This window comes from Sphingomonas sp. 179-A 2A2 NHS (assembly GCF_045371305.1).
In the GTDB taxonomy this organism is placed as follows: domain Bacteria; phylum Pseudomonadota; class Alphaproteobacteria; order Sphingomonadales; family Sphingomonadaceae; genus Sphingomonas.
On sequence record NZ_JBIQDE010000007.1, the window covers coordinates 154,542 to 171,113 of the forward strand.

16 protein-coding genes are annotated in these 16,572 nt (G+C 63.1%); 9 read left to right on the forward strand and 7 right to left on the reverse strand.

Annotated elements, in window-relative coordinates:
- The first annotated feature begins 3 nt into the window (after positions 1–3).
- On the forward strand, positions 4–1,344 hold the full coding sequence (locus ACH0AE_RS16195; RefSeq protein WP_406875976.1) for a conjugal transfer protein TraH: 1,341 nt from the start codon (positions 4–6) through the stop codon (positions 1,342–1,344).
- Between the two features lie 23 nt (positions 1,345–1,367).
- Entirely contained in the window at positions 1,368–4,184 is a 2,817-nt protein-coding gene (locus ACH0AE_RS16200; protein ID WP_406875970.1) for a conjugal transfer protein TraG N-terminal domain-containing protein, read from the forward strand.
- Positions 4,185–4,192: 8 nt separating this feature from the next.
- Here the strand turns inward: ACH0AE_RS16200 and ACH0AE_RS16205 are convergent, their stop codons facing one another.
- The 4 genes from ACH0AE_RS16205 to ACH0AE_RS16220 all read right to left on the reverse strand — a co-directional run bounded on the left by ACH0AE_RS16205 (position 4,193) and on the right by ACH0AE_RS16220 (position 5,800).
- Positions 4,193–4,396: a hypothetical protein gene (locus tag ACH0AE_RS16205; RefSeq protein WP_125964326.1), complete on the reverse strand. Its 204-nt coding sequence runs from the start codon at positions 4,394–4,396 to the stop codon at positions 4,193–4,195.
- A 146-nt stretch (positions 4,397–4,542) separates the two neighbouring features.
- Positions 4,543–5,097 carry a hypothetical protein gene (locus tag ACH0AE_RS16210; protein WP_197939325.1) on the reverse strand — a complete coding sequence of 185 codons (555 nt, stop codon included), beginning with the start codon at positions 5,095–5,097 and terminating at the stop codon, positions 4,543–4,545.
- Positions 5,098–5,225: 128 nt separating this feature from the next.
- Complete coding sequence (locus tag ACH0AE_RS16215; protein WP_047867068.1) at positions 5,226–5,564, reverse strand: type II toxin-antitoxin system RelE/ParE family toxin; 339 nt, start codon at positions 5,562–5,564, stop codon at positions 5,226–5,228.
- 2 nt (positions 5,565–5,566) lie between these two features.
- Positions 5,567–5,800 carry a type II toxin-antitoxin system ParD family antitoxin gene (locus ACH0AE_RS16220; RefSeq protein WP_047867069.1) on the reverse strand — a complete coding sequence of 78 codons (234 nt, stop codon included), beginning with the start codon at positions 5,798–5,800 and terminating at the stop codon, positions 5,567–5,569.
- Between the two features lie 446 nt (positions 5,801–6,246).
- Here ACH0AE_RS16220 and ACH0AE_RS16225 point away from each other — a divergent pair, with 446 nt between their 5' ends.
- Positions 6,247–7,752, forward strand: a complete 1,506-nt coding sequence (locus ACH0AE_RS16225) for an ATPase domain-containing protein (RefSeq protein ID WP_406875971.1) — start codon at positions 6,247–6,249, stop codon at positions 7,750–7,752.
- The gene (locus tag ACH0AE_RS16230; RefSeq protein WP_406875972.1) at positions 7,752–9,737 is read left to right on the forward strand and encodes an ATP-binding protein; all 1,986 of its coding nucleotides are present in this window, start codon (positions 7,752–7,754) and stop codon (positions 9,735–9,737) included. Before ACH0AE_RS16225 ends, ACH0AE_RS16230 begins: the two co-directional genes overlap by 1 nt.
- 47 nt (positions 9,738–9,784) lie before the next feature.
- On the opposite strand, the gene groL is transcribed toward ACH0AE_RS16230, so the two are convergent.
- Positions 9,785–11,404, reverse strand: a complete 1,620-nt coding sequence (groL, locus tag ACH0AE_RS16235; protein ID WP_047867072.1) for a chaperonin GroEL — start codon at positions 11,402–11,404, stop codon at positions 9,785–9,787.
- Positions 11,405–11,452: 48 nt separating this feature from the next.
- Positions 11,453–11,758 (reverse strand): co-chaperone GroES, encoded by a 306-nt coding sequence (gene groES / locus ACH0AE_RS16240; RefSeq protein WP_007406608.1) that lies wholly within the window; start codon positions 11,756–11,758, stop codon positions 11,453–11,455.
- A 284-nt stretch (positions 11,759–12,042) separates the two neighbouring features.
- Between groES and ACH0AE_RS16245 the strand changes: the two genes are divergently transcribed.
- The 5 genes from ACH0AE_RS16245 to ACH0AE_RS16265 all read left to right on the forward strand — a co-directional run bounded on the left by ACH0AE_RS16245 (position 12,043) and on the right by ACH0AE_RS16265 (position 16,218).
- Positions 12,043–12,273, forward strand: a complete 231-nt coding sequence (locus ACH0AE_RS16245; protein ID WP_047867073.1) for a hypothetical protein — start codon at positions 12,043–12,045, stop codon at positions 12,271–12,273.
- Complete coding sequence (locus tag ACH0AE_RS16250; RefSeq protein WP_075153432.1) at positions 12,257–12,985, forward strand: Bax inhibitor-1/YccA family protein; 729 nt, start codon at positions 12,257–12,259, stop codon at positions 12,983–12,985. The genes ACH0AE_RS16245 and ACH0AE_RS16250 overlap by 17 nt, the downstream gene beginning before the upstream one ends.
- A 79-nt stretch (positions 12,986–13,064) precedes the next feature.
- Complete coding sequence (locus ACH0AE_RS16255) at positions 13,065–13,646, forward strand: HdeD family acid-resistance protein (RefSeq protein WP_241216821.1); 582 nt, start codon at positions 13,065–13,067, stop codon at positions 13,644–13,646.
- A gap of 461 nt (positions 13,647–14,107) precedes the next feature.
- Entirely contained in the window at positions 14,108–15,514 is a 1,407-nt protein-coding gene (locus tag ACH0AE_RS16260; RefSeq protein WP_047867100.1) for a Glu/Leu/Phe/Val dehydrogenase, read from the forward strand.
- A gap of 209 nt (positions 15,515–15,723) precedes the next feature.
- Positions 15,724–16,218, forward strand: coding sequence for an NAD-binding protein (locus ACH0AE_RS16265; protein WP_406875977.1), 495 nt, complete (start codon positions 15,724–15,726; stop codon positions 16,216–16,218).
- A gap of 59 nt (positions 16,219–16,277) precedes the next feature.
- On the opposite strand, the gene ACH0AE_RS16270 is transcribed toward ACH0AE_RS16265, so the two are convergent.
- On the reverse strand, positions 16,278–16,572 hold a 295-nt coding region (locus ACH0AE_RS16270), incomplete at its 5' end, for an NAD-binding protein (protein WP_406875973.1).

A 16,572-nucleotide genomic window follows, 5' to 3' on the forward strand; every position in this document is an offset into this window, starting at 1 on the left:
GAGATGAACGGGTTCTTCAACGACGCCGGCGGCGCGGCGAACGTCACCGGGCCAACGGCGTTCCAGGGGCAGTCGGCCGGCTACTACTCGCTCGGCAACGTCTGGACGCGCTTCCCGCAGAAGAGCGTGTCGCCGTTCAACCTGCAGCTCCCAAGCGCGCGGGCGGGATGCGGGGGTATCGACCTGTTCTCCGGCTCCTTCAGCTTCATCAACGCGAGCGAGATCGTCGCGATGCTGAAGGCGACGGCGAACAACGCGCTCGGCTTCGCCTTCAAGCTGGCGATCGACAGCGTCTCGCCCGAGATTGGCAAGGTCATGGACGAGTTCAGCCAGAAGGCTCAGCTCCTCAACCAGATGAACATCTCGAGCTGCGAGACCGCGCAGGCGCTGGTGGGCGGGATCTGGCCGCAGATGGAAACCACCCGATCGACCATCTGCGAGGCTGTCGGCAACAGCCAGGGCGTCTTCTCGGACTGGGCCGCGTCCCGCCAAGGCTGCAACAACGGGGGCCAGAGGGACGCGACGCTCGCCGGCAACACCGACCCGGCGATGAAGGAGCAGATCATCGGCGACCCGCACAATTATACGTGGGAGGCGCTGAAGAAGTCGTCGAAGTTCGGAGCGTTCGACCAGGGCTTCTCCGAATATGTGATGACGCTGGTTGGGACGATCGTCACGACTCCTCCGTCGGGCAGCGAGCATGGCCCGAAGGTGGTGATCTACGGACCGGCCGAGGAGGCGGTCGTGACGGCATTGCTCGACGGCACCGCGAACGCGCCGGCAGTGAAAATCCTGAAGTGCAACAACGACCCGTGCACCGATGTCTCCGACCAGACCCTGAACGTGCCTGCGTCGAGCGCGCTTCGGCCCCGGATCGCGACGATGATCAAGAGCATGAGCTCCAAGATTCGCAGCGACAGCGCGCTTGACGCAGCCGAGAAGCAGCTGCTGAACATGGCGACGGTTCCGATCTACAAGATCCTCGCGGTTCAGGCCTACGCCCACTACGCGCTCACCGACGGCGAGATTCAGACGCTCTCTGAAATCGTCGCGGTCGATCTGCTGAACGCCATGCTCGACAACATGCTCGACAGGGTGGAGCAGGCGAAGGTCTTCTACCAGACCGCGGACCAGGAGACGGCCTCGCAGTGGCGCCAGCAGATCGCGGCGACCCGCGCCAAGTTCGCGCAGCGGGACGTGAAGCTCAGCACCAAGCTCCAGGTGACGATGCAGATCATCAACCGGAGCATCATGCTCGAATCGACGCTGCAGAACACAATGACGCCCGGCATGTCCTCAGCGCTGAACTTCTCGCGGGGATTGAACGCGCAGGGCTTGCTCTAGGCGCGCAACAGGGAGGTAGCGGCGTGCTCGAGGTCTACACGGTCGGCGGGGGCGAGTATCTCGTCAACACCTTCAACGCGGTCGCCGCGTGGGCGGGGGGAGGGGGCTATCGCTCTCTCCTGCGGGTCGTGATGGTGATGGGGCTGATCTATTCGCTGCTCGTCGTCGCCTTCACCCTCAACTTCCGCGCGTGGTTGAACTGGTTCCTTCAGGCGACGGGCATCTACCTATGCCTCATGGTCCCGACGATCGACGTGAAGGTGACCGACCGCCTCAATCCGAGCCTGTCGCCCGCGACGGTGGCGAATGTACCTCTCGGCCTGGGGGTCCTCGCGAGCTTCACCACCCAAATCGGCGACTGGCTCACCCGGACGGCCGAGACCGTCTTCGTCATGCCCGGAGAGCTCAACTACACTACGAACGGCATGGTGTACGGCGCCCGGCTATTCGACGCGACCCGCAACTTCACCATCCGCGACGCGGAATTCTCGACCAACCTCGAGAACCACTTCAAGAATTGCCTGTTCGGCGACGTGATGCTCTACCAGAAGTCGCTCACCAACCTTGCGAAGGCGCCGGACCTGTGGGCGGCGATCGGGCCGGGCTCGGAAGCGCGGTCGCAGGAGTGGCTGGAAAGGCAAGGCGACGGCTCGGTCCAGAACTTCATTGTCACGTGTCGCCAAGCCTATGACACGCTGAACGGCCAATGGGCGAGCATGATCGAGGCGAACGCGGAGCCTTGGGCAAAAGAGGTCTATCCCAAGCTCAGCAATGCTGTCGCCGCGGCGAAGCTCAAGCACGACGTCCCGATCGTGAATGCGGCCTTCACAGGCTCGGGCGACGATTTCACCGGCGTCATGAGGCAGAACACCGCCATCAACGCCTTCATGCAGGCGCGAAATTCGATGGCCGGCGGAAGCGGGGCGGCGTCGATCGACACCTTCGCACAGACCCGCGCGGACATTCAGGCCCGCAACACCTACAATTCGATCGCGCAGCAGGCGATGGCGTGGGTGCCGATCCTGAACATTGTCCTGACTGTCGTGTTCTTCGCGATGTTCCCTGTGATCTTCCCGCTCTTCCTGCTCCCGCAGACCGGGCTGAGTTCGTTGAAGGGCTACGCGATGGGGTTCTTCTATCTGGCGTCCTGGGGACCGCTCTACGTGATCCTCCACATGATCTGCATGACCCGGGCCGAGGCAGCCTCGAACGGCGTCGCCGCAGGAGGGATGTCGCTCGGAAGCTATGCCGGCATCGGCGCGGTGAACGGCGAAACGGCGACGATCGCCGGCTTCATGCTGATGAGCATACCGTTTCTGGCGGGCGGGCTTGCACGGGGCGCGATGTCGATCGCGGGGCAGGCGACGTCGATGCTGGCGCCGGCGCAGAATGCCGCGGAAGCTGCTGCGCTGGAGCAGACCACCGGCAACTACTCCTACGGAAATGTAAGTTGGGCGAACTCGACCTCGAACATGCGGCAGGCCGACCAGTGGCAGACGGCGCCGAGCTTCATGGGTGGCGCGGCGAGCGTCGGCTGGCGCCAGGACAACGGCGCCGTAATCAGCGGCTTCGGCAATGGCCAGGAAGTGTTCGACACCGGTGGCGCGATCTCGCGGCTCTCATTCACCCCGACCGTGACAACCGGCACCGTCGCGGAATGGCGGGAGATGGCGAGCGAGGCGCACCGTCAATCGCAAGCCTACGACAATGCGGCTCAGGAGATGCTCACCTGGACCAAGACTGACCGGAGTGCGCACGGGACGTCCAGCGAGCGCTCGTCAGGCTGGGACTCGAGCAGCGGCCGCTCGTCGAACACGTCTGTTGAGCAGTTTGATCGAACAACCGGCAGCAGCTCGCAAGGGTTGGAGGATCGGTCGTCGACCGGGCAGAGCCTGTCGGTGACGAACGGCCACGACCGATCGGCAGGTACCATCAATCAGGTGTCCGGCTCTCTGTCAGCAGGACTGGGCGGTAGTCAGCAAGGCACAGGCGGTGGGCGAAGCGGCATCGGCAGAGTTATAGGTCGCTTGCCAGGAGTAGGTGGAACCGTCACGGCGCAAGGTCAGCAGCAGGATACCTTGCGGCATGGAACGACGGATACTCGTTCGTCTGATAGTTCCAGCACCGCAAGCAGCGGGGTCCGGGACGAACACTCCAACGGCTCGGGCGCAACGTCATCCGATGGCACCTATGATCGCTCGGGCGTGTTCAGCCGCGCCTCGACGACGTCCAGCTCCTCACTCACCCACGAGCAGGCACTCGCTCGCGCCCGGTCGTACACTGAGACCGCTCGGCAGCTGGAGGAACTGTCGCAGCAACTCTCCCGCGACGCCAGCTACGCGGAGACGCACGGCATGCAGCTAAGCGAGAACATGAGTCAGGATCTGGCGCAGTGGTACCGGGCGCAACAGGCTTCGAACCCGGGTTTGGATGCTCCGGAGCTTTGGGCCACCGACCTCGGCGACCACCAGCGTGCCGTTCGTCAGGAAATGGTCACTCGCTGGATGCGCGAGAAGCAGGACGACATTCGCGAAGAGATCGCGGGCAAGCTTCAAGCACCCGACCTCGTTGAGGTGAGCAGGCCGAGCATCGACCGCGCGGCGGATGTGGTGGGCTCGTATCGCCCACATGGCGTATCTGGCATTCCGTCTGGTCCTGCAGGCGGCGATCCTCGCGCCGCTGGGGAAATTATCGACGCCGGTGGGGACCAGCTTGAGATCGATCGTGGTGCGGCGCAGGCTGCTCGGACCAACGCTGTGCAGGGTTCTTTAGGCGTACAGCAGGAGGTCCATAGCGATCACAACCGCGGCTTCTTCAATGATCCGAAGCTGCGGGAGTAAGCTGGGTGTTAAAGCGCGAAAAAGAGGTACCCTATAGCGCCAGCTAAAAGCGCATAGGCGACGAGATAAGCAGCTGCGCTCGTTCTGCTGACGTTGCCATCGGTGTCGGTGACGGGACCGTAAGGCTCAAACCCATCGTCGACGTACTGAACGATCGGACCAGCAGAGTTATCCTGGGTCATCAAGTATGTCGCGGTGTCAAGCTTGAGCATAAAACCTCCGAACCTGTCCAACATACAGGGTTCGAGGTTTGATCACAAGCAATGGAGATTGCGGCTGATGGCTAGGCTGAGGCTCCGAACGGACCGAGGTTGCTGGGCATTGTCGTCAGTCGGCCCGCGGTCATTCGTCGCTAAACTCATGACCTCGGATAGAGTGCGCGCCGCACCCCATCGGTGATCGTGTAGACAGCCTGCCGCTGGGCACCGCGGTTATGATGGTCGACGCGGTAGCCCTGGTAGTGGCGCTGCACGAAGCCGGCCCTGACGAGCTCCGAGACCGCTCGGCTCACGTTTGTCCGGCCGGAGAGGCGGATGCGCCTCTGAACTTCCGCCGCGATCAGCCGTTCGGCGGCTGCCGTGTCGAATGGAAGCTGATTGCGTTGCTCGAGCTCAGCTCTAACCTTGTGGGCGATCGCAAGGCGGCGGGGGTCGCGCCGGGCGACGGGCACCAGAGCATCGCAGAGCCAGTCCCGCACCGGCACCTCGCGGTCACCTTCACGGACATACGGGCCGGCCGAGCCGCTTTGGGCGCTAGCCTGCGCGATCAAGTTGAGCACCATGAAGCTGTAGCGTGGGCGCTCGCAAACTGCCGTCAGGCGATCGAGCAGGCTGGGCAGGTCCAGCGCAGGTGCGTCCTGCGGCGCTGCTCGTTCCGCATTGCCTTCGGCGGCGAAGAAGTCCGGTTGAAACATGAGAACGAATCAAGCACATCTTGATTCTCATGTGAATCCCTCTTGTTGCGGCGCGTCCATTTTATCGAGGTGTCGCGTGTCTGGCTCGCAAGCCGGCACAGCCGCCAGAACGCTTGGACGCCCGGACCTCAGCGCGATGTGGGCTCATGGCCGTCGGGGTCGTCGAGCCACGTCGGAATGTCGCGTCGCGCGTCGAGCACGCGCCATATGTCGATGTGATCGTCGCGTTCGACGTAGAAGACGAGCCACGGAAAGCGGGCGAGACGGCGATGTCGCAGACCCGGCAACATCAGTTCGTGCGCGTAGCGCGGAGAGCCGATGCCCGGTTGCTCCGCGATCGCTCGGTAGACTGCTTCTAGCGAGGTCACGAAGCCGAGCGCGACATCCGGCCCAGCCTCGTGAGCATAGTGGTCGATAGCGCTCTCGACGTCGCGATGGGCCTCGTCGCGGGGGACGACCCGCTTCATGGTCATGCCGTGCGGCGAGCCCGCACGCGCAGTCCTTCGAAATAGTCGTCGTCTGCTGGGGCGCCCGGGGTGGATTCAGCGCCGTCGAGCAGCAGCCGGCGCAATCGCTGGCGGTCCTGGTCCTTGCGGATGAGTTCGCGGACATACTCGCTGCTCGTGCCGTAGCCGCGGCCGGCAACCTGCTCGTCCACGAAAGCCTTCAGGGTATCGGGCAGCGAGATGTTCATCGTGCTCATGGCCGCAATAGATAAGCGGTTTGGCAAAATTTGGCAAGGTGAGCCGCCCGTCCTGCGTCTTCTGACGACTAGGTCAGACACTTTCCCGATGCGAGAAGCCCGGGAATGAACAGCCGTGGCACTTTACCGGCGGGGTAAAGTGCCACGAGCGGTTGTCTTCGCGGCGAGAAGCTGTGGGGGAGGTGATCGGCTCAGTGGGGAACAGGCGGGCGGGTAAAGCTCGCCAGGCTCCTCGAGCAGGGTAGCGGCTGACCGGCACCTGCATGACAGACTGATATAGCTCAGGGACGATTACATCTCTGATCCGGCACCCTTTCTGGCGGGGCGCCGTGGGGCAGCAATCCAGGCTTCGCTGGGTGCTTTGTCGGCATGTTCAACGAGGCTTGCTCCTGCCCGGCGATCCATCGCTAGGCGGTGCGGGTCGCGCAGAACGGTCGGGGAAACCCATGTTCGAAGGGGCAAGTTGTACGGTGAATAGCGAAGAACCTGCTGGAACGGGAGTGCCGGGCCTCGATGATATCCTCGGTGGAGGGTTGAGCCGCGGCAGAGTCTTTCTGCTCGAGGGCCTGCCGGGAACGGGCAAGACCACGGTCGCGATGCAGTTCCTGCTCGAAGGGGCCCGGAACGGAGAGAAGGTGCTGTATCTGACGCTCTCCGAAAGCGAGGAAGAGTTGCGCGCCGCCGCCGCAGCGCACGGGTGGGCGTTCGACGGCGTCGAGATCGTCGAGTTGATCTCCCCCGATAGCCTCGTTGACGAGAAGCAGCAGCAAAGCTTGCTTTACTTGTCGGACCTCGAGCTGGTGGAGACGACCCGGAGAATATTCGAAGCCTTCACGCGATCGAAGCCCGACCGGCTGGTCCTCGACAGCCTCTCGGAAATAAGACTGCTGTCGCAGAGCTCGCTCCGCTACCGGCGACAGGTCCTTGCGTTGAAGCACTATTTCGCGGGCCAGGGCACGATCGTGCTGATGCTCGACGACATGACGACGGAGACCGAAGACAAGACCGTTCACAGCGTTGCGCATGGTGTGGTCTGCCTGGAGGAGCTCGCAAGAGAATTCGGTCCGGAGCGCCGGCGGATCAGGGTCGCCAAATATCGCGGGCGAGGCTTTCGCGGCGGCTATCACGACTTCGTCATCGAACGAGGCGGCGCCCGCGTATTTCCGCGCCTGATCTCGGCCGAGCACCGGTCCAGCTTCGAGCGCGACAAGGTCACGACCGAGATCGCCGAACTGGACGCGCTGACGGGGGGTGGTCTGGAGCGTGGATCGAGCGTGCTGATCCTGGGCCCTGCAGGAACGGGGAAGTCTCTGCTCGTGCTGACGTTCGTCGCCGCGGCCGTGAAGAAAGGAGAGAAGGCGGCGTTGTTCGTGTTCGACGAGGAGGTCGGGCTCCTTGCCGAACGCGCAAGAGGGCTTGGAATCGACATCATCGCGATGATGGACGCCGGTGCCTTGCAGGTCGAGCAGATCGACGCCGCCGAGCTGACCCCCGGAGAGTGTTCAGCGCGGGTCCGGAAATGCGTCGAAGAGAATGGCGCGAGGACGGTGGTGGTGGATAGCCTTAATGGTTACCAGGCCGCGATGCCGGGCGAGAACGCCTTGGTGCTGCATATGCACGAGCTGCTGCAGTATCTGAACCGCCAGGCCGCAACGACGTTCGTGACCATCGCGCAGCACGGGCTGGTCGGCGATACGCGAACCCCCGTCGATGTCACCTATCTCGCCGACACGGTGATCTTGCTGCGCTACTTCGAGACCTGCGGCCGTCTCCGCCGGGCGATTTCGGTCGTGAAGAAGCGAACCGGTGCGCATGAAGACACCATCCGCGAATATAGCATTGGCGCCGACGGGGTCCGGATCGGCGAAGCGCTGGTCTCGTTTCAGGGAATGGCGCGTGGCGTGCGCAGCCTCTTTGGGGATGCACCTGAGCTGATCGAAGAACGCCATTGATGCCCGAGGTTTCCGAGTGCGCGCTGATACTCGCGCCTTTCGGCCGGGATGTAGACGTCGCCGCAACCGTTCTGGCGAACGCCGGCATCCGCGCCCTCGAATGCCCCTCGCTCGAACGGCTGGTCGAGGAGATCCGCGCGGGGGCAGGGCTCGCGGTCGTTACCTCGGAGGCGCTGATCGGTGCCGACACCGGCTCGCTGCAGACATGGATCGCGGACCAGCCCGACTGGTCCGACTTTCCGTTCGTGCTGCTCGTGCACCAAGGCAGCGGGCTCGAGCGCAACCCCGAGGCTGCCCGCTTGCTGGAGCGGCTCGGGAACGTCAGCTTCCTCGAACGCCCCTTTCATCCGACTACCCTCATGAGCCTGGCTCGCGCCGCGCTGCGCGCCCGCCGCCGGCAATATGAGGCACGCGCGCGCCTCGAGGAGCTGCGTAGCCTCGCTGGCTCCCTTGAGCGCAAGGTCGAGGAGCGGACCGCCGAGCTAACGTTGGGCGAAGCGCGGATGCGGGCGATCTTCCAGACCAACAATCAATATCAGCTGCTCATCGATCTCGATGGGACCGTCCTGGACGCGAACGCCACGGCGCTGGCGGGGATCGAGGCGCGGCTCGAGGATGTGGTCGGCAAGCCCCTATGGGAGACACCGTGGTTCGCGCATTCCCCCGACCTCCACGACGCCGTGAAGGCTGGTGTGCTGCGCGTCGCAGCGGGTGTGACCTTGCAAAGAGAATTGACCATCCATCTTCCGATCGGCCCGCGCTCGTTCGACGTGGGAATGCGGCCGATGCGGGGTCCGCGAGGCGATACGTTGGCACTCATCGTGGAAGCGCTCGACATCAGTGACCGCAAGCGGGCCGAGGAGGCGCTCCGTCAAGCGCAGAAGCTCGAGGCAATGGGTCAGCTTACCGGCGGCGTCGCGCACGACTTCAACAACCTGCTGACGCCGATTGTGGGCGGGTTGGACATCCTGAGCCGCAGCGGACTTGGCACGGAGCGCCAGCGCCGCCTCATCGAGGGTGCCATACAGTCGGCCGAGCGGGCGAGGGCGCTCGTACAGCGGCTGCTGGCCTTCGCGCGGCAGCAGCCGCTGCAGCTCCGCGCGATCGAAATCGGCACGCTGGTACGCGGCATGGCCGAACTGGTCGGATCGACGATCGGGCCGAAAATCAGCCTGGTGTTCGAGGTGCCGGAAGGGCTGCCTCCCGCACGCGCCGATCACAACCAGGTCGAGATGGCGCTCCTCAACCTTTGCGTGAATGCGAGGGACGCGATGCCCGAAGGGGGAACGCTCCGCATCTCGGCATCCGAGCGGCATTTCAGCGCGGAAAATGACGCCGGCTTGAGCCCCGGCAGCTATATCAGCCTCGCGGTCTCGGACACCGGGACCGGTATGGATAAGGAGACGGCCAAGCGAGCCGTCGAGCCGTTCTTCTCGACCAAGGGGCTGGGCAAGGGAACAGGGCTTGGCCTTTCGATGGCGCATGGCCTTGCGCGGCAACTCGGCGGAACCCTCACGATCACGACCGCTCCCGATGCCGGGACCCGGGTGGAGATTCTCCTTCCCGTCTCGACGGAGACCCCGCAGCGCGCGGCGCCAAAGGTCGAGGGAACGCTCCCCCAGGAGGGAACCGCCCTCCTTGTCGACGATGACGATCTCGTCCGCGCGAGCGTCAGCCAGATGCTCTCGGCGATCGGCTATGAGGTGACCGAGGCGAAATCCGCGGAGGACGCGCTGGAGCTGGTGAAAAGCGGCATGAACCCGAGCGTCGTGGTCACCGATCATCTGACGACAGGGATGTCGGGCGCGGCCCTCGGCCGCGCGCTGCGGGCGCGCACGCCCGTCCTGATCGTCTCCGGCTATGCCGAGAGCAGCGAGATCACTCCCGACTTTCCGCGCCTCATGAAGCCCTTTCGGCAGGACGAACTGGCCGCGAAACTGGCCGAGATCCGGTCGGCGAAAAGCGCGACCGGTGACTCCGCCTAGACGAAAGGTACTCGGTGTTCGGATGGGGGCCTTGCGGCCCCCAATCCTTAATAGTCCATAGCGGGAACCGGTGCCGGCTTTTCGTCCTTCGGCAGCTCCGCGATGAGCGCCTCGGTCGTGATCAGCAATCCCGAGACCGACGCCGCATCCTGGAGCGCAGTGCGCACGACCTTGGCCGGGTCGATCACGCCGGCCCGGACGAGATCTTCATACTCGCCTGTGGCAGCGTTGAAGCCCCAGTTGTAGTCCGATCCCTCGCCGAGCTTCCCGACCACGTAGGCGCCGTCCTCGCCGGCATTGTCGACGATCTGGCGTGCCGGCGCCTTCAGGGCGCGGCGGACGATCTCGATGCCGGCTTTCTGGTCGTCGTTGGCCGCGGAGAGGCTTTCCAGCGCCTTGACCGCGCGCAGCAACGGGATGCCGCCCCCGGGCAGGATGCCCTCCTCGACCGCGGCGCGCGTGGCGTGAAGCGCATCGTCCACCCGGTCCTTCTTCTCCTTCACCTCGACCTCGGTGGCGCCGCCGACACGGATCACCGCGACGCCGCCGGCGAGCTTGGCGAGCCGCTCCTGCAGCTTCTCGCGATCATAATCGGAGGTGGTCGTCTCGATCTGCTGGCGGATCTGGGCGGCGCGGCCGTCGATGTCCGACTTCTGGCCGGCGCCATCGATGATCGTCGTGTCGTCCTTGTCGATCACCACCTTCTTGGCGCGACCGAGCATGTTGACGGTGACGTTCTCGAGCTTGATGCCGAGGTCCTCGCTGACGACATTGCCGCCGGTGAGGACGGCGATGTCCTCGAGCATCGCCTTGCGCCGATCGCCGAAGCCCGGCGCCTTGACGGCCGCGACCTGGAGGCCGCCGCGCAGCTTGTTGACGACCAGGGTGGCCAGGGCGTCGCCCTCGACGTCCTCCGCGATGATCAGCAGCGGGCGGCCCGACTGGATTACCTTTTCGAGCAGGGGCACCAGCGCCTGCAGGTTCGAGAGCTTCTTCTCGTGGATCAGGATGTACGGATCTTCCAGCTCGACCCGCAGCTTCTCGGGATTGGTGATGAAATAGGGCGAGAGATAGCCGCGGTCGAACTGCATGCCCTCCACGACTTCGAGCTCGGTCGCGAGGCTCTTTGCCTCCTCGACGGTGATGACGCCTTCGTTGCCGACCTTTTCCATTGCCTCGGCAAGGATCTGGCCGACCTCGGTGTCTCCGTTTGCGGAGATCGTGGCGACCTGGGCGATTTCGCTGTTCGCGCTGATCCGGCGCGCATGCGCCTTGAGATCGTCGACGACGGCTCCGACGGCGAGATCGATGCCGCGCTTCAGGTCCATCGGGTTCATGCCGGCGGCGACCGCCTTGGCGCCCTCGCGGACGATCGCCTGGGCGAGCACGGTCGCGGTCGTGGTCCCGTCGCCGGCGAGATCATTGGTCTTGGACGCGACCTCTCGGATCAGTTGCGCGCCCATGTTCTCGAACTTGTCCTTGAGCTCGATCTCCTTGGCGACCGTGACACCGTCCTTGGTGATCCGCGGCGCGCCGAAGCTCTTGTCGATCACGACGTTGCGGCCCTTCGGCCCGAGCGTCACCTTGACCGCGTCTGCAAGCGTGTCCACGCCCCGCAGCATGCGGTCACGCGCGTCGGTCGAGAAACGGACTTCCTTTGCAGCCATTGTATCGTTTCCTCCTATGTTCGCGTGGATTTCTGTGGGTGCGCCGCCCTATTTGGACGACGCTTCGGTTTCGACGATCCCGAGGATGTCGCTCTCCTTCATGATGAGCAGTTCCTCGCCGTCGATCTTGACCTCGCTGCCGGACCATTTGCCGAAGAGGACGCGGTCGCCGGCCTTGACGGACAGCTCGACCAGCTTGCCGGTCTCGTCGCGGGCGCCCGGCCCGACGGCGACGACCTCGCCCTCCTGGGGCTTCTCCTTGGCAGTATCCGGGATGATGATGCCGCCGGCCGTCTTTTCCTCGGCTTCGATGCGACGCACGGCGACACGGTCGTGCAGGGGACGGAAATGCATGCATTACCTCCAAAGCAGATCATGATGTGACGACCCTCCCGTTCGCGGGGAACGGTCGTTTTCGGCATAGCTAGGAAGGCGATTTTCGACCATCAAGACATTTCCCGCACTTCCTGGCGCTTCAGCCATGTGAATGCCGATGCGCGCACAATCGCATGGCGCGCGGTCAGACATTGCCTCAGGAAATGCGGCGACGAGGTGATATAGATCAGCAGGCGATTGCGACCGATTCGCTACGGGACCGTCCAAGAGAAGAGGAAAACGTCGGCAGGGACGGACAGCCCATGATCTCGCTTGGTTCAGTGCTCCAGAGGCAGGGTGGCGCGATCGGGTTGCCGATCGTGAGCGCGGTCGCCGTGCAGCGCCTGATGAGCTTTACAGATGAGCTTTACAAAAGACCGGTACGTTTCAACCGGCTGCCGCACCGTGTCAGGAAGGCGCAGGACCGGACCGGCACATGCTTCCTCGATCGCTGCACCATCCGTTGGAGATTTGCAGATGAACACGCCAATTGAAAGCTCCGGCGCGGATTTGCACGACGCCTCGGGGCGTGCGGTCTCTTACGACGCCGGTCTTCGCCGTTACATGCTTGGCATCTATCGCACGATGGCCCTGGGACTGGTCCTTACCGGGCTCGTCGCCTTCCTCGTCGCCAGCACGCCAGCTCTCTATCAACCGATCTTCAACACGCCCCTCAAATGGGTCGTGATTCTGGCGCCGCTCGCCTTTGTCCTGTTCTTCTCCTTCCGCGTCGAGCAGATGAGCGCCAACACTGCGCGGATCGCTTTCTATTCATTCGCGGCCATCATGGGACTGTCGCTGGCCAGCGTCTTCCTGGTGTTCACCGGCACCAGCATCGCGCTGGCGTTCTTCTCGGCCGCCGCCCTGTTCGCGACGATGTGCCTGTGGGGCTATACGACCAATGTCGACCTTTCGCGCTGGTCGACCTTCCTCATGGTAGGGCTTTTCGGGGTCGTCATCGCGAGTCTTATCAACCTGTTCCTTGCCTCCGACAGACTGCAGTTCGCCGTCTCGATCATCGCCGTGCTGGTCTTCACCGGCCTTACCGCCTGGGATAGCCAGCGCTTGAAGAGTCAATATTTCGCCTATGCGGGGACAGAATCAGCTGAGAAGCTCGCGGTGATGGGGGCGCTATCCCTTTATCTGGATCTCATAAACCTGTTCCAGCTCCTGCTCAACCTCATGGGGGAGCGTGAACGAGCATAGCGACGTCACATCATGCGCCCTTTAGGGTGCCAAAAAAGGAGGCCTTATGGTTGGAGTCAAAGTCGATGCCGTTTCCGGCGTGTCCGACGCGGTCGGTCAGCAGATGTTGGGGACACTGCGCCGCAACTGGGGATGGATCGTCTTTCGCGGTGTCCTCGCGCTCGCGCTTGGCGTGGTATCCTTCCTGTTCCCGCTCAGCGCCCTGTTCGCCTTTGCGATGGTATTCGCCGCCTATGCCGGTGCCGATGGAATCCTTTCCATGGTCGCGGCGGTGCGCGGCGCCCGGCGTAAGGAGGAGCGCTGGTGGGCCTATGTGATCCGCGGGATCATTGGCATCGCGACCGCGATCCTGTTCGTGCTGATGCCCGAGGTCATGACCGTCGGCTACGCTCTCGTCACTCTTGTCATGCTGGCGATCTGGGCGATCGTGACGGGCGCCCTTGAGATGGTTGCCGCAACGAGCCTTCGCAAGGAAATCAGGGGAGAGTGGTTGATGGGCCTCTCAGGCGCCCTCTCGGTATTTCTTGGGATCGCGATCTTCATCCTGCTGGTCCTTGATCCCCTGACGACCTTGCCTTCGGCCGCGTGGGTGATCGGGGCCTATGCAATGTTTGCCGGATTTGTTCTCATCGGCCTCGGTCTGAAGCTTCGGCGAGCTTGACCGTGCCACGGGAAAATGAAGCCAATAAAAAGCAACGAACTGAACTCCAACCAGGGACCAATATGATGTCTGCTTCCGAGAAACCCACACAGCCTGTGAAGGCTGCCGAGAATGACAGGACACAGGCCGAATTAGCCTCGATGCGAGACGAGCAGCCCGCTGATGAACTGGACCCGGTGGAGGAAGCTATCATTGAGTCGTTTCCGGCCAGCGATCCTCCTAGTTGGACGCTATCGGGACCAAAGCAGGTTCTTCGCCCGAAAGCGTAGGAGTACCATGATCCGGACTCTGTCCGGTGGTCGGGTTACCCAGCGCTATTGGCGCTTCACCAGAAAGCTGGCGATTAGCGACTTCCGGCGAGCAATCCTGTATCGTCGCGATTCGATGGAAGGGCGACGTAGGTGCCCCGGGTCTTGATCTGGTCGCATGATGCCAGCGTCGAGATACGGAGCCTCCGGAAGATGAATGATTCCCAAAATTCTCGTATCCGCCTCGATCAGCAAGTAGACCAGGCCTTCGACCGGGCAGCCGGCCATACCCTGCACGACCCCCTGCTGCTCTCGCAAATACGGACTTGCAACACGGTTTGCCAGTTCGCGTTTCCGATCAGGAGAGACGACGGAACCGTCAGGGTCATCAATGCCTGGCGCGCAGAGCACAGTCACCACCGGCTGCCGACCAAGGGTGGCATTCGCTTCAGCCCCAATGTCGAGCTTGAGGAAGTCGTTGGCCTAGCCTCGCTCATGACATACAAATGCGCACTGATGGACGTGCCCTTCGGAGGGGCAAAGGGGGCGATCCAGATCGACCGCAACGAATTCTCCGCAGCCGAACTCGAACGGATCACGCGCCGGTACGCATTCGAGCTGCTCCGCCGCAACATGATCGGCCCTGCCAGCGATGTTCCGGCACCCGACTACGGGACGGGGCCGCAGGAAATGGCCTGGATCGCCGACACCTATCAGCAAATTAACCACTCGGATCTGAATGCGCTGGCGTGCGTGACGGGCAAGCCTATAACCTTGAGTGGGTTGCGTGGCAGGACCGAGGCGACCGGGCTTGGCGTGTTCTATGGTCTGAGGGAAGCCTGCGCTCGAGAGGCCGAAATGGCGCGGCTGGGTTTGACCAGAGGCCTCGAAGGTAAAAGAATCGTCGTGCAAGGGTTGGGCAACGTCGGCGGGCATGCAGCGACATTTCTTGAAAATGGTGGCGCGAAGATCATCTGTGTCATCGAGCATGATGGAGCAATATTCAGGGAGGCTGGCCTGCATATACCGGATGTGATGGAACATCGAACCCAAACTGGTTCCATCATGGGGTTTTCTGGCGCTCAAGACCTGCCTTCGTCGATGCTGGGACTTGAGCTCGACTGTGACATACTTGTGCCGGCAGCACTCGAAAATACAATCCACGCTGGCAATCAGCAGCGCTTGCGAGCACGCATCATTGCGGAAGGGGCCAATGGTCCAGTGACCGCAGACGCCGATCGCGCGCTGTCCGAGCGCGGTGTGATGATCATACCTGACATCTACTTGAACGCAGGAGGGGTTACGGCCTCCTACCTTGAGTGGCTGAAGAACCTCGCTCATGTACGCTTCGGGCGCATTGAGCAGAGATTTGATCAGGGGGCCTATCACAGAATTGCCGGCGCGAGTGGTCGCAAAATCGAACCACCCGTCCTCGCCACACTTAAGGGGGCAGACGAGATTGATCTAGTGCATTCGGCACTTGAGGACGCAATGTCCAGCGCCTTAGCCCAATTGCTCGAAGCAAGAGGGCGGCATGGCACAGACCTGCGGACCGCCGCAATGATCGTTGCGATCGACAAGATTGCCGCATGCTATGGCCAGACGGGTATCTTCCCGTGAATCACTTCGAGCGTGACGATCGGTCAGCGTCTGCAAAACTCATCTCGCGGTCCAAGAAAGATCTAGGCGGATTGGGCTTGGCAAAATGCTTCGTGCCGATGAAGCGACCAAGTCTCTCAGTGTCCAGCCACTCCTTTAAATCATACGCGGCAAGACATAAAACGCCAACGCTGTTCCGCGAGGTGGCCAGTCTGCTGGAACTCTCATCCATGTGCGCGCTAGGCGATGCCAACTCCCTGTCCCGGCGAGTCTCGTTTTCCAGCCGCCACCCTTCGACGCGCGCAAGAGCTTTGGCCGACTGCCTGCCGGGTTGGCCCCGCGCCGTGGGCCCGCCGAAGCAAGTACACGGCGCACTATCTCCAGACGCAACACGCCGCGGCGTGCTTGAGGCAGCCAACATCGATACGGCCGCAGTGGTGGTCGCCCTTCTGAACAGCCAGCCAAGGCTAGAGCAGCTGGTACGCCAGGTTCGGCAACTCAATCCGGCGTTGCCAGTCCTTGTCAGCACGAGAGACAATCGAGGTCTGACATCCATCGCCAAGGCCGGCGCGACCTACATCTTTCCGGAGAACTTGGCTGCGGGCTTGGGGCTGGCAGTGCAGACCTTCGTCGCGCTTGGTGTCTCTCCGGAAGAGGCGCTCGCCCGCGTCCGGGCGGTCCGCCTCCGCCTCAATCCTGAGCTTCGAGCGTTGCGGACGATCTGAACCGTCGCTGGAAACTGCCCTTGCATGAAGGCGGCGCTCAGCAACGGAATCATTGCCGATTAGCTCTCCACCAGGTGAGCGTGTCCGTCGACATCCTCGGACTCCGCTTCTGAGACCAGCGCCGCCATCTTGGCTGCTGCTGCCTTCTCCGCCAGGACGATTGCGTCAGCACCCATCGCCTGCAGGTGGTCCACCTCCGCCTCCGAATGGGCACGCGCGATGATGCGCAGGTCCGGGTTCATGGCGCGGGCACGCTTCGCGATGATCGCGGCTTCGAGGGGTCGGTTCCGGCTGAGGGCGAAATGACACCCTAAGCGAAACGGCAAGAAGGGGTGGGGAGCGGACATCGCGCCC